10 protein-coding genes and 1 tRNA gene are annotated in these 12,668 nt (G+C 46.3%); 9 read left to right on the top strand and 2 right to left on the bottom strand.

Annotated elements, in window-relative coordinates:
* The coding region (locus OEV42_20000) for a hypothetical protein (GenBank protein ID MDH3976553.1) at nt 1–206 on the bottom strand (206 nt) is incomplete at its 3' end.
* Nucleotides 207–574: 368 nt separating this feature from the next.
* Between OEV42_20000 and glgC the strand changes: the two genes are divergently transcribed.
* The 3 genes from glgC to OEV42_19985 all read left to right on the top strand — a co-directional run bounded on the left by glgC (nt 575) and on the right by OEV42_19985 (nt 5,102).
* The gene (glgC, locus tag OEV42_19995) at nt 575–1,804 is read left to right on the top strand and encodes a glucose-1-phosphate adenylyltransferase (protein ID MDH3976552.1); all 1,230 of its coding nucleotides are present in this window, start codon (nt 575–577) and stop codon (nt 1,802–1,804) included.
* A 150-nt stretch (nt 1,805–1,954) separates the two neighbouring features.
* A complete protein-coding gene (locus tag OEV42_19990; protein ID MDH3976551.1) occupies nt 1,955–4,792 on the top strand; it encodes an ATP-binding protein in 2,838 nt (945 codons plus the stop codon).
* On the top strand, nt 4,782–5,102 hold the full coding sequence (locus OEV42_19985) for an Hpt domain-containing protein (GenBank protein ID MDH3976550.1): 321 nt from the start codon (nt 4,782–4,784) through the stop codon (nt 5,100–5,102). Before OEV42_19990 ends, OEV42_19985 begins: the two co-directional genes overlap by 11 nt.
* A gap of 23 nt (nt 5,103–5,125) precedes the next feature.
* Here OEV42_19985 and nadB read toward each other — a convergent pair whose 3' ends face one another.
* A complete protein-coding gene (gene nadB / locus OEV42_19980; GenBank protein MDH3976549.1) occupies nt 5,126–6,721 on the bottom strand; it encodes an L-aspartate oxidase in 1,596 nt (531 codons plus the stop codon).
* Nucleotides 6,722–6,878: 157 nt separating this feature from the next.
* On the opposite strand from nadB, the gene OEV42_19975 reads away from it, so the two are divergent.
* From OEV42_19975 to OEV42_19950, 6 genes are all read left to right on the top strand, one after another.
* The gene (locus tag OEV42_19975; protein ID MDH3976548.1) at nt 6,879–8,354 is read left to right on the top strand and encodes a response regulator; all 1,476 of its coding nucleotides are present in this window, start codon (nt 6,879–6,881) and stop codon (nt 8,352–8,354) included.
* A gap of 5 nt (nt 8,355–8,359) precedes the next feature.
* Complete coding sequence (locus OEV42_19970) at nt 8,360–8,923, top strand: lytic transglycosylase domain-containing protein (GenBank protein ID MDH3976547.1); 564 nt, start codon at nt 8,360–8,362, stop codon at nt 8,921–8,923.
* A 41-nt stretch (nt 8,924–8,964) separates the two neighbouring features.
* On the top strand, nt 8,965–9,516 hold the full coding sequence (gene pgsA / locus OEV42_19965) for a CDP-diacylglycerol--glycerol-3-phosphate 3-phosphatidyltransferase (protein ID MDH3976546.1): 552 nt from the start codon (nt 8,965–8,967) through the stop codon (nt 9,514–9,516).
* Nucleotides 9,517–9,618: 102 nt separating this feature from the next.
* Nucleotides 9,619–9,693, top strand: a tRNA-Gly gene (locus OEV42_19960).
* 439 nt (nt 9,694–10,132) lie between these two features.
* Nucleotides 10,133–10,888 (top strand): response regulator, encoded by a 756-nt coding sequence (locus OEV42_19955; GenBank protein MDH3976545.1) that lies wholly within the window; start codon nt 10,133–10,135, stop codon nt 10,886–10,888.
* 553 nt (nt 10,889–11,441) lie between these two features.
* Nucleotides 11,442–12,668 (top strand): hypothetical protein (locus OEV42_19950; protein ID MDH3976544.1); only part of this gene is annotated, 1,227 nt, incomplete at its 3' end.

Raw genomic sequence — 12,668 nt, 5'->3', positions numbered from 1 at the left:
TTGGACATTTCAAGAAACTGAAGGGTATTGCCCTCATAGCCTTCGGTGATAATGCGAAGATCGCGAAGCGCCCTTTCCTTTATCGTCATTGTATTTCTCTGGTAACCTATAATGAAAGAAATGAAAAGGGGGAGAAGAATAGCAGCAATCGATAAGAGTGATTTGTAGTAGAGAGATATGTGAAGGTTTGTTAAGCGTCTTAACATTGCATTCTCATCTGCTGCTTAAGTAGAGTGTCTGAATGTTTAACCGTTAATAGATTCTTTAAGCAAAAAAACATTACGTACCCTGAATATATAGTGAAAGTCTATACTATTAAATGTTTTTTTCCAATAATAATCGACTATTCAGGCTGTTTAAAAAGAAAAGAGAATAGATGAAAAGACCTGAAAAAATAAAATGAGGATAAACAGTTGAATTTGACTGTTAGCTGAGATATCCTTATTCTAAACAGGGCACGGGATTCGTTATAATACGCTCTTGAGGGGCTATAAGCGCCTTCATAAAGTTACTTTCTGCCGGAAAATCACAGAAAATAATGCTAAAGTACTAAAAAAATGCGCAGGGAGGCAGTATGTCGTCAGGAAACAGGAAAGTGCTTGCAATGATTATGGCCGGAGGTAAAGGAACGAGGCTTTATCCCATGACCAAGGAAAGGGCCAAGCCGGCTGTTCCTTTTGGCGGCAAGTACAGGATCATAGATTTTGTGCTCAGTAACTTTATAAATTCCGGTATGTATGCCTGCTACGTCCTTACCCAGTTCAAGGCCCAGTCCCTTATGGAGCACCTGAGAGACGGCTGGCGATTCGGGACCCTGCTCAAAGACCAGTTTTTTACTATCGTTCCCGCCCAGATGAGGACGGGAGAAGAGTGGTATAAAGGAACGGCTGATGCCATTTATCAGAACCTGAACCTTATCAAGAATTTCAAACCTGATATTGTGGCTATTTTCGGCGCTGACCATATCTACAGGATGGATATCAGGCAGATGATTGATTTTCATGTGGCAAACGAAGCCGACGCGAGCGTTTCCGCTCTTCCTGTGCCCCTGGAAGAGGCTGCCAGCTTCGGTGTCATCCAGGTAGAGCCCGACTTAAGGGTAAAGGGTTTTCAGGAAAAGCCCAAAGAGCCGGCGCCCATGCCGGAAGATGCTTCAAAGGCCTTTATCTCCATGGGAAATTATCTTTTCAATGCCGACTTCCTGATCAATGTGCTGGAAGAAGATGCAAAGAAGGATACGGACCATGACTTTGGGAAGACCATTCTGCCCGGTATTTACAAGGACCACAGGCTTTTTGCCTACGATTTTATGAAAAATGAAATTCCAGGTGTTTCTGAGAAAGAGAAGGGTTACTGGCGTGATGTGGGCACCATAAAAGCTTACTGGGAGGCCAATATGGACCTGAAGAAGATTGACGCCGACTTTAATCTTTACAACAGGCAGTGGCCCATCAGGACGGCAAGCTACGGCGCCCCGCCGGCCAAGTTCTGCTATGACAAACACGGCAGAAGAGGGAGTGTCATAAATTCCGTCGTTTCCGAGGGGTCTATTATCAGGGGAGGAAAGGTCCAGGATTCGGTTATGGGCAGGAATGTTTATATTCACAGCGATTCCAGTATTATAAATTCCATCCTTATGGATGATGTAGAGATTGGGGAGGGGTGCAAGATAAATATGGCCATTATCGACAAGGGGGCCAAAATTCCTCCCGGCACGGAGATTGGCTACAATTATGAAGAGGACAAGAAAAACTACTTTATGGATGAGGAATCAAGCATTATTGTCATTCCTAAAAATGAGTGATGGCGCTCTCTTGTGATTTAGCTCTATGGGAAATGCTCTCTTCTCATGCCTTCGGCGCCTGAGCGCTTCACTGCATCCATAGGGTAAGCTCATGAATTATAAAAAAAGTGTTTTTCTTTTCTCCTGCTGTAACTATTAGAGGAATATTTAATGGGTGGCATGGATGAGACAAAAATAGTTCGTGAAGAATCGTGGTATGCCGGTACGGGTCTCATCCTCGCTATTTTGGCCATTATCATTTTTTTTGTGTCCCTTGCTTCATTTTATGCAATAAAGTACATTAAAGCGAACATGAGGGATGACGTGGAAACCGCCCTTTCTACCGTCCTTTCAACAACTTACCAGGCTTTTAACGGCTGGGCCAATGATCATATCGGTGATTTGCATTACTGGGCTTCCCGTCCCGATGTAAAGCGCTTTGTAAGAGCGCAGCTCGCAGTGGGACGGGAGAAAGAAGAACTTTTTGTTTCACCGGCGCTCCTTGAGTTACGGAAGACCTTTCAGCCCATTCTCAGTGATCATAACGATCTTGGCTTTTTCATTATTTCTCCCGATTATATCAATATTGCTTCCAAAAGAGACGAAAGTATAGGGACAGTCAACCTGCTTGCCGGCAAAGAAGATTACCTTGAAAGAGGATTCAGGGGAAAAAGCTTTGTCACTTCTCCAATGCGGACAGATGTTCCCTTGCCGGACCCGGCGGGTAATCTTTCCATGGAGGAGCCCACCATGTTTCTCGGCGTCCCTGTTTATGACGGCACACAAAGGGTGATGGCGCTTCTTACCGTGAGGATCGATCCCTCACTTGATTTTACACGCATCTTCAAGCTCGGCCGCATCGGTGATTCGGGAGAGAGTTATGCCTTTAACAAAGAGGGCATGCTCATATCGGAGAGCCGTTTCGATGATCCTCTCGTTAAAGCGGGGCTTATAAAGGAGGGGCAGCGGGGCATTCTCAACCTTTCTATTAGAGATCCCGGCGTTAATCTCATGGAAGGCGGGCTTTCGCCGATTTCAAGGGACGAACAGCCCCTGACCCGCATGGTACAAAGCGCTCTCAGGGAGGGAAAAGGATCGGATATGGCCGGCTACCGTGATTACCGGGGAGTGCCTGTCGTTGGCGTGTGGCTCTGGGACGAGCGTTACTATTTGGGCATGACCACAGAAATCGATATGGCTGACGCCTTTCATTCCTACCATATCATCCGCAATGTTCTCATCTATGTGCTTTTGGTAACGGTCTTTCTCTTTATTATTTTTTCACTTCTTCTTATGAAAAGCCGCAGAGAGGCCCTTATCGTGAAAGACAGGGCCGAAGGCCTTGCCCGTAAATCGAAAGAGATGAATGAAATTCTTGAAATGGAAATTTCAGAGAGAGAGCTTGCCGAAGAGGAACTCTGGAACAGTGAAAAGTCGCTTGCCAATGCCCAGAAAATTGCCCATGTGGGAAACTGGGAATGGAACATTGAAACAGGGGAGGTGGCCTGGAGCGATGAGACCTACCGAATATTCGGATACGAACCGCAGTCTTTTGATGTAAGCTATGAAACTTTTTTTGAAAGAATACCTGCTGAAGACAGGGAGACTTTCGACAGAGGGATAAAGGATGCCCTTGACAAGATAAAACCCTTTAACGTGGAGCACAGGGTCCTTCGTATGGATGGGTCCGAGTGCATCGTTAATGAAGAGGGAGAGGTGCACTGCAATGAAGAGGGGAAAGCGGTCTGTGTGATTGGCATTGTTCATGATATTACGGAGCATAAGCGGGCCGAGGCGGAAATAAAGGAGGCAAGGAGGATTGCCGAGACGGCAAATAAGGCGAAAAGTGAATTTCTGGCAAATATGAGCCATGAAATAAGGACACCTATGACGACGATTGTGGGAATGGGCGAACTTCTCTCCGAGACTTCTCTCCTTAAAGAGCAGAGGGAATATCTCTCTGCAATAAACAGGGGTGGTGATAATCTTCTTGCGCTCATCAACGATATTCTTGACCTGTCAAAAATAGAGTCAGGAAAGTTTGAGCTTGAAGCCGTTGATTTTAATCTTGCCGAAGAGATCCAGAAGGTTATTGTTTTGTTTGATTATAAAGTGAAAGAGAAAGGTCTGGAACTGTTTAAAATTATAGACGGCAAGTTACCTCTTAACGTTAAAGGCGATCCCGTTCGTCTGAGGCAGGTGCTCACAAACCTCATCAGTAATGCCATTAAATTTACCGAGAAAGGGAGTGTTACCCTTCACATTTCCCCCCATGGCACATCCTCCGCTGATAGAGATTGTAAGCTGCGCTTTTCAGTGGCCGATACGGGCATCGGGATTTCAGAAGACAAGTTGGAGGAAGTATTTAGTGAGTTCTCACAGGCAGATTCATCGACAACCCGCATTTATGGAGGAACGGGACTCGGCCTTGCCATTTCCCGGAAGCTTGCCCGCATGATGAATGGTGACATTTATGCCGAAAGCCGGCTTGGCGAGGGAACGGTTTTTCATTTTACGGCAAAACTGGAAAGGAGTTCCCTGCAAAAGGAAGAAGTGATTGCCGCCGGAAAGAAAACCCTCTCTGCTGCCGTGCCCCTTCATGCCGTCAAGAGCGAAAAACCGCTCAATATACTCGTTGTGGAAGATTCTGATGATAACAGGCTCATCATCGGTTCCTATCTAAAAGGCCAGTCTTTAAATATCGATTATGCCGAAAACGGCCAGACGGGATTTGATATGTTTACTGAAAAAGCGTATGACCTGGTCTTTATGGATATCCAGATGCCTGTTATGGACGGGTACAGGGCCACATCCAGGATAAGGCATTGGGAGGAAGAAAAGGGGAAGAAGAAAACGCCTGTCATTGCTCTCACAGCCCATGCAATGAAAGAAGAGAAGGAAAAGTGCCTGCTAATGGGTTGCAGTGATTACATCTCCAAGCCGGTGAAAAAGAAGGTGCTTATTGAAACGATAAATTCATATGCAGGGAGACGCTCACATGGCCGATGAAAGTAAAAAGATAGTAGTGCATATAGACCCTGATCTTGAGGCGATTATTCCCAGGTTTATTGAAATAAGAGAGGATGATATGCAGCAAATGCGGGAGGCCCTCGGTAAGGGGGATTTTGACAGTATAGTGAGAATCGGCCACTCCATGAAAGGGGCCGGCGGCAGTTACGGATTTGACGGCATCTCAAAAATCGGGGCTGCCATAGAGTCTGCCGGTAAGGAGGAAAAGGCCGGGGCGATCGAGGCATTGATCTGTGACCTTGCCCGGTATATAGCAAACGTTGAAATTATTTATGACGGGGAATCTTAGCTTTACAAGCGATTAAACGATTCTCAGCCTTTCAGCCTGATAACCGTATCTTCAAGACAATTCACATCATCCGTGTGAGGATAATCGAGATTAAAATGCAGTCCCCGGCTTTCCTTTCGCTTCATGGCAGACATGATGATCAGTTCGGCAACGGTTGCTATGTTTCTTAGCTCCAGCAGGTCGGAGGTAACGATGAAGTCCCAGAAGTAATCCTTTATCTCGGCCTGGATGAGGTCGATTCTTCTTTTTGCCCTTTCAAGTCTTTTATTTGTTTTTACAATGCCTACGTAATTCTGCATGACCCTTCTTATTTCGTCCCAGTTTTGAGAAACGACAACCGATTCGTCACTGTCGGTGGCATTGCCCGGATTCCATGCCGGTATAGCGGGGAAGCTCATTTTTTTTACATCACTCCACGAAGACAGGTCCCGGCAGATCATTTCGGCAAAGACCATGCCTTCCAGGAGGGAGTTGCTTGCCAGGCGGTTTGCGCCGTGAAGGCCGGAACATGAAACTTCACCGCAGGCATAGAGGTTTTTTATATCTGTTCTGCCCCTCATATCGGTCAGTATGCCCCCGCAGAGGTAGTGGGCGGCGGGAACGACAGGAATAGGTTCTTTCGTTATGTCTATTCCGAAGGTGAGGCATTTATCATAGATAGTGGGAAAACGCTCCTTAAGGAAGGTTTCATCTTTATGGCTGATATCAAGGAAGACGCAATCGTCGCCTGTTTTTTTAAGCACACTGTCGATGGCCCTGGCAACAATATCTCTTGGCGCCAGTTCTTTCATGGGATCATATTCCGCCATAAAGGGGGCGCCGTTTTTCAGCTTTAATATGGCCCCTTCTCCCCGAAGCGCTTCGGAAATGAGAAATGATTTTGCCCTGGGGTGAAAAAGGCAGGTAGGGTGAAACTGGAAGAACTCCATGTTCCCGATAGATGCTCCCGCCCTGTAGGCCATGGCGATACCGTCTCCTGTCGCCACATCAGGATTGCTTGTATAACGGTAAACCTTGCCGGCGCCGCCTGTTGCAATGATTGTGGCGCCTGCCATGAACGTGTCTACCCTGTTTTCCTGCTTGTTAAGGACATATGCGCCCAGGCAGCGGTTTCCCGGCGTTTTTTTGCCGAACTTTGCCTCTGTAATGAGATCGACGGCCATATGGTTTTCGTAGAGCATGATTTTTTCATTGCCCGAGATAAAAGAGGTAAGGGCATTCATGATTTCCTTGCCTGTAAAGTCAGAGGCATGGAGGATGCGCCGCTTTCCGTGGCCGCCTTCCTGCCCGAGATCGAAATGGCCGTCGGGACCGGTAGAAAAACGGGCGCCGAATTCAATGAGTTCCCTGATTCTTGCAGGGCCTTCATGAACGACCTTTTCTACAACATCCTGCTTGCAAAGGCCTGCGCCCGCTTTTAGTGTGTCTTTTTCATGGTCATGAAAGGAATCATCATCACTCATAACAGCCGCTACGCCCCCCTGGGCATAAAGGGTGGCCGACTCGCTAAGTGAGCGTTTTGTAACGACAGAGACCGTGCCGAGGCGTGAGAGTTTAATGGCGAGGCTCAGTCCCGCTATGCCGCTCCCGATGATGAGAAAATTGCTCTTAATGTCCAATGGTTAAATAAGCCTCCCCGAAGTCAGGTAAAGACTATAGTTTAGTCACTGTCCTTGTCAAGAAGCTTTTTGCAGCTCAAAGGATTAAAGGATTCCCCTTTTAAATTGACTTGACCATCCCCATTAACTATACTTTTCCTGAAAGAACGGGGACTTCATGGAAAAAGCGACCATATTAGTAGCGGATGATTCTCAACTCTTCCAGGAGCTTTTCCACGATCTCCTTGTTCGCAAAGGTTATGATATCGTTCAGGCCTTTGACGGCAAGGAGGCCCTGGAAATCTTTAACTCAAGGCATCCCCAGGTGGTTATGCTCGATGTGATGATGCCCCGTTTCAATGGTATGGAGGTGCTAAAGCATATTAAGTCCGCCTCTCCCGATACACTGGTCGTCATGATGACGGCCCACGGTTCGGAAGAGACGGCTGTTGAAGCAATGAAGCTCGGTGCTGATGATTATCTCACCAAGCCTGTTTCCTATAAGGAAGTCTTAAGCCTCATTGAAACGCTTCTTGAAAAAAACAGGACGCGCCTTGAGAACATAAGGCTTAAAGAGAAGATTCATGAGACGGAGGCCTACCTGGCCCATCTCATCGACAATGTGAATGAGGCGATTATCTCAGCCGACGAGTCGGGCAGGATCAAGTCATTCAATATTGCCGCCCAGCGATTATGGCATGTTGAAGAAGAGGCAATGCTCGGCCAACCGATTTCGGCGCTTTTTAAAAACAGTTCCGAGAGCGGCTATGTGGATAATATCCTTTCTCTCACAAAGGAGGAAGGGCGCTACAGTGGAGAATTTGTTTTTGTTCGTAAGGGGGAAGGGGATTTCCCGGGATACCTTTCTACCTCGGTCATTAAGGGGGCGAAAGGGAAAAAGGGGGGCGTCGTTGCCGTCATAAGGGACCTGACGAACGAAAAGAGGCTTCGCGAGCAGCTTATTGAATCGGCCAGACTTGCCTCTCTCGGCAAGGTTGTTGACGGCATTGCCCACGAGATAAGAAATCCTCTCATATCGATGGGCGGCTTTGCCAGGCGGCTTGGAAAGGCTTTCCCCGAGGAGAGTGAGTATAAAAAATATTTGCAGATTATTCTCCATGATGTGGGCAGGCTTGAAAAGATGGTCAAGGATATTGAAGCCTATGTGAATTTTACAAAACTTCATGAGCCTGATTTTAAATGTGTTGATCTTATTGAGATTGTCAATGAAGTCCTTGCCGGTTTTGACCTTGAAAATGAAGGGATAGAGGTCAGCCTGGAAAGGGATGACTTGCCCCGCATTTATGCAGATGAGAACCACCTTAGGGAGCTTCTTTTCAATCTCTTTGAGAATGCTGTAGAGGCTATGCCTGATGGAGGCATGCTTAAGGTTGCTCTGGAAAAAGAGGGAAACCTCATTTCAATGCGTGTGGAAGATACGGGCTGCGGCATTCCCGAATCGGCCCTTAAAGATATTTATGACCCCTTTTATACGTCCAAAATGTCGGGAGCGGGCATAGGTCTTGCTAAAGTGTATATGATTATTGAAGAGCACCACGGACATATTCATGTTGAAAGTGAAGAGGGCGAAGGAACCTTAATAATTATGAAGCTTCCCATTGAAAGAAGACAGGCAGTGAGGGTTTTTCATTGAAAATAATGTTGCTCATATTTATTTCCTGCTTGATCCTCACGGGCAATGCCTTTGCCATCGACGGGTTTTACAGTTATGTCGATAAAAAGGGTGTTCTCCATGTGACGAATATTCCTTCCGATCTCCGCTTTACACCCCATGGCGAGCCCGAAAAGAGGCCCGCCCTTTCATCGCAGAGAATGAAGAAGATTATAACACTTGTCGAAAGGGCAGCCAGGAAATATTCCGTCGATCCGCATCTTGTGAAGGCTGTCATCAGGGCCGAATCGGACTTTAATCCCTACGCCGTTTCACGTGCCGGCGCCAAGGGACTTATGCAACTCATGCCCGAAACGGCAGATGCCCTGGATGTAATCAATCCCTTTGATCCCTACGAGAGTATCGAAGGAGGAGTGAGGTATTTACGCTACCTGCTCAACCTCTTTGAAAATGATCTCAAGCTTTCGCTGGCCGCCTATAATGCGGGAAGGACCAATGTCATTAAGTATGGCGGCATTCCCCCCTTTAAGGAGACGAGGAATTACGTGAGGAAGGTACTTGTTTATTATGACGAGTACAGGAAGATGTGAGAGTATTTTGACGATTAAACGATTAAATAAACTAAACTGATATGAAAGAAAATATATACAATACAGCCAATTATCTTACCCTCTCCAGGGTTGTTCTTATCCCGCTCATTATGTTCTGTCTTTTTTTCGAAGGCAAGGTTGCCGCCTTTATTGCGGCCCTCATCTTTGCCGTTGCTTCCGCCACAGACTGGCTCGACGGTTATCTTGCCAGGAAAAACCAGACCGTTTCCACGCTGGGCAAATTCCTCGACCCGCTGGCAGACAAGCTCCTCGTCATGACCACCATGATCATGCTTATCCCTCTCGGACGAATCTCCGCCTGGATTGTCGTTCTTATTCTTGCCCGTGAGATAGCCATAACCGGGCTAAGAGGGGTGGCTTCTTCCGAGGGGATCGTCATTGCCGCAAGCAATCTCGGCAAATACAAGACAGGTTTCCAGATTGCGGCCCTTATCGGTCTTTTGCTCCACTTCAATTATTACGGCATAAATTTCCACATTCTCGGGACCCTTCTTCTCTGGATAGCCCTCGGCCTTACCCTCTGGTCGGGCTACGATTACCTGAAAAAGTTTAAAGAGGTGATTACCAGGTAACTTCAGGTTGCGGATTGCGGATTGCGGGGGAAAGGGTCAGGTGATTGAGCACTTTTTTTAATTGACAAAAAAAATAATTTTGCTATCATTACTCTTCCAAACGCGGGAATAGCTCAGTGGTAGAGCATCGCCTTGCCAAGGCGAGGGTCGCGGGTTCAAATCCCGTTTCCCGCTCCAGAAGATAATAAAAGCCGGTTGCAGTTGCAGCCGGCTTTTTTTTGTTAAAAAAATAATTGTTTATTAAGTCATTCCGCTTCATTTCCATCGAAACAATCCCTTCTTCCCTGCCGGCTTCCATTTCTGAAAAGCGGATTTTCTAAGAGGGCTTTAAGCAAGAATGGAGGGCGAATGATTTTTCAGTTCCCGCGGTGAGTCTGACGATGATGATGGAGAAAACCATGGCCGCCGGGAAAAAGAGAAAGACGGCGACTGATGGTATGTGCCGGATTGTTAAAAAATGCGGCTTTTCCGAATCCGGCTTAATATAGAAGTCCGTAGCCTCTTTATTGTTGCAAGTATCACATGTTTTTTGTTGACTGCCTTCCTTCCCTGTATTAGAATCGGGAAATTCATTTTTTTACTTATGGTGACGGTTATTTAAAGGGGGATAAGGAAAATGAATAATAAAGCCTCTGTATTACTTGTCGATGATGAAGTCAGGCTGCTTGATTCAACAGCAAAGCTGCTGGGCGAAGAATTCCATATTCTAAAGGCCGTTAATGGAAGGCTTGCCTGGAATTATCTCATGGAGATGAAGGCCGATTGTGTTGTTCTGGACATTGTAATGCCTGGAATGACGGGCATTGATCTGCTGGAAAAGAAGAAGCTGCATAAGGATAATACGCCTGTCATTGTGGTTACCGGTGAAAGCAGGCTTAAATATGCTGAATCATGCGCTGATCTGGGCGTTAGCGGTTACATAAGGAAACCTTATGATGTTGAAGTGTTGGCTTGCAGGATAAGAGATATCCTGTCAAGGGGAGCGGGAAAAAAAAGGCCTTACCCCGAGCCAAAGACTTTGATGCACCTCAAGGTGCAAAGCGCGTTGACGTATGTGCAGTATAATTACCAGGAGCCCATTACGCTCAAATTGGCGGCCCGTGAGCTTGATGTTTCGGAAGACCATCTAAACAGGCTTTTTAAAAAAGAGATAGGCAAGACCTTTAATCAGCACCTCATCCGTTTCAGACTTGAAAAAGCAAAGGAACTCTTATCTGAAACTCCCTTTCCCCTGAAGGAAATCGCAGAAACAGCAGGTTTTGGCCGGATACAGGGTTTTTATCAGCAATTTAAGAAATCCATGAACATGACGCCCGGTGAATATCGCCTCAAATGTTCGAAATGGCGGGTTCGGGAGAATTATAAGCGCTAAATAGTGTCCATCGAGAAACTATAATAAATGAAACTTTGTTTTCAATTCGGAAAGGAGGGATTTTTTGCAAGGTCAAGGAAATCAAGGGTTTCGCCGAGTTGTACTACTGTACATGGCACAAGCAAAGCCGAAGATTGACGCAGAGATTGCGAAAAAGCACCCTTGACCGATGAAAACTAAATAGAAGGGGAAAAGAGAAAACCGTTTTCAAAATTTACAGTATGGGCCTGTTGCCACTCAAGAAAATCGATATAAATATCGATTTTCTTGAGCAATTTCTTTCGATATTTTTATAACTATAGGAAATATAAGAGAAAATGAGCTAGTTCAAAATCTTTAAACTTCTTTTGTTTCCGGGGCAAGCTGTGAGGCGCAAGAGCGGTAAACATTGTTATAAATTAGTCACTTACTTCAGGTGGTACAAAAATTGCGGGCATCTTGAGGTTCTGAGCTTTCTCTGCCACATATTTTATAAAAATTCTAATAAAAAGGTGTTTATAAATTGATAACAGACAGATTAAACGTTTTTTTAACTTTCCTCTTTTTTTCCTTTTTGAGTCTTTGTTGTTTTTCAGGGATTGCTTATGCCGGTTCCTTTACTGCATTTGGCCCGGAAGTGTTTCATCGTCTAAACGGCAGCCCTGTTACGGAGATAAGGCATTTTTCACTTCTAAATCCCGGCACAACTTATACTTTACAGGTTTTTAACGGCGGCCTGGCGGATGATACCTATGAGAAGGTGTCAAGCTCAGTCATCACTTTGAACGGGATAGAAGCCGTCGGGCCGAGTAATTTTAATCAGAACGTTTCCCTTGTTGAGGCCGGGCTTTTTCCGGAGATCGATAATGAGCTGTCCGTAGAGCTGCGCGGCAAGCCCGGCGGGGCCGTTACCATCTACATTATCGGTGAAGATAACGATCTTCCCTCTATTACTGCTTCTATCGATCATGCCGCCAATATGAGCGGCTGGCACAAAAACGATGTAACCGTGACTTTTACCTGCAGTGACGCAACGTCGGGTATTCAAAGCTGCCCAGATCCTGTGACTGTTACCCTGGAGGCCGCCGCACAGGTAATTTCCGGGACAGCCATCGACTATGCGGGAAACAGCGCCACGGCAAGTGTCGAAGTCAGCCTCGACAAAACGCTGCCTCTCCTGGAGGGTTCCATTTCGCCTTTACCCAATAGCAATGGCTGGAATAATACGGATGTGACCATTAATTTTGCCTGCAGCGACCTTTTGTCGGGCATTGCTTTTTGCTCTCCCCCTATTCCTGTTGCTGCCGAGGGTGGAGGACAGTTGTTTGAAGGGGAGGCGACAGATGTTGCCGGGAATAATATAAAGACGACGGTATTGGTCAACCTCGATAAAAGCCTTCCTTCCCTGGAAATTCTCTCACCTCTTGAAGGAGCATTTACCAATAGTTTGACAATAGATGTATCAGGTACGGCATCGGACCTTTACAGTCAGGTCGAATGGCTTACCGTTAACGGTGCGGCCATTCCCCTGTCGGCTGATAGCTATTCAACGTCAGTGGCGCTTAACGAGGAAGGAACGAATGTTATAACAGCGATTGCCACGGACAGGGCCGGAAACGGCATTGAAAAATCGAAATCCGTCATTCGTGATACGGTGTCGCCTGTTGTAGCGATAACTTCGCATGTTGACGGTGTCTATCTCAATACGCCGACTATCTCAATCAGTGGTTCAATAAATGACCTTAATACTGCTTCAGTGACGGTTAATGGTTTATCCGCAGATTTCACAGATGGCGCAGAT

The sequence above is a fragment of the Deltaproteobacteria bacterium genome (genome assembly GCA_029860075.1).
Taxonomy (GTDB): domain Bacteria; phylum Desulfobacterota; class JADFVX01; order JADFVX01; family JADFVX01; genus JAOUBX01.
Note: the sequence above shows the minus strand (reverse complement) of the source record. Positions and strands in the feature narration are given on the sequence as shown.

Excerpts from the sequence above, each read along its gene's own strand:
- glgC (MDH3976552.1), top strand. The coding sequence starts at position 575 with ATGTCGTCAGGAAACAGGAAAGTGCTTGCAATGATTATGGCCGGAGGT.
- OEV42_19990 (MDH3976551.1), top strand. The coding sequence starts at position 1,955 with ATGGGTGGCATGGATGAGACAAAAATAGTTCGTGAAGAATCGTGGTAT.
- OEV42_19985 (MDH3976550.1), top strand. The coding sequence starts at position 4,782 with ATGGCCGATGAAAGTAAAAAGATAGTAGTGCATATAGACCCTGATCTT.
- OEV42_19975 (MDH3976548.1), top strand. The coding sequence starts at position 6,879 with ATGGAAAAAGCGACCATATTAGTAGCGGATGATTCTCAACTCTTCCAG.
- OEV42_19970 (MDH3976547.1), top strand. The coding sequence starts at position 8,360 with ATGTTGCTCATATTTATTTCCTGCTTGATCCTCACGGGCAATGCCTTT.
- pgsA (MDH3976546.1), top strand. The coding sequence starts at position 8,965 with ATGAAAGAAAATATATACAATACAGCCAATTATCTTACCCTCTCCAGG.
- OEV42_19955 (MDH3976545.1), top strand. The coding sequence starts at position 10,133 with ATGAATAATAAAGCCTCTGTATTACTTGTCGATGATGAAGTCAGGCTG.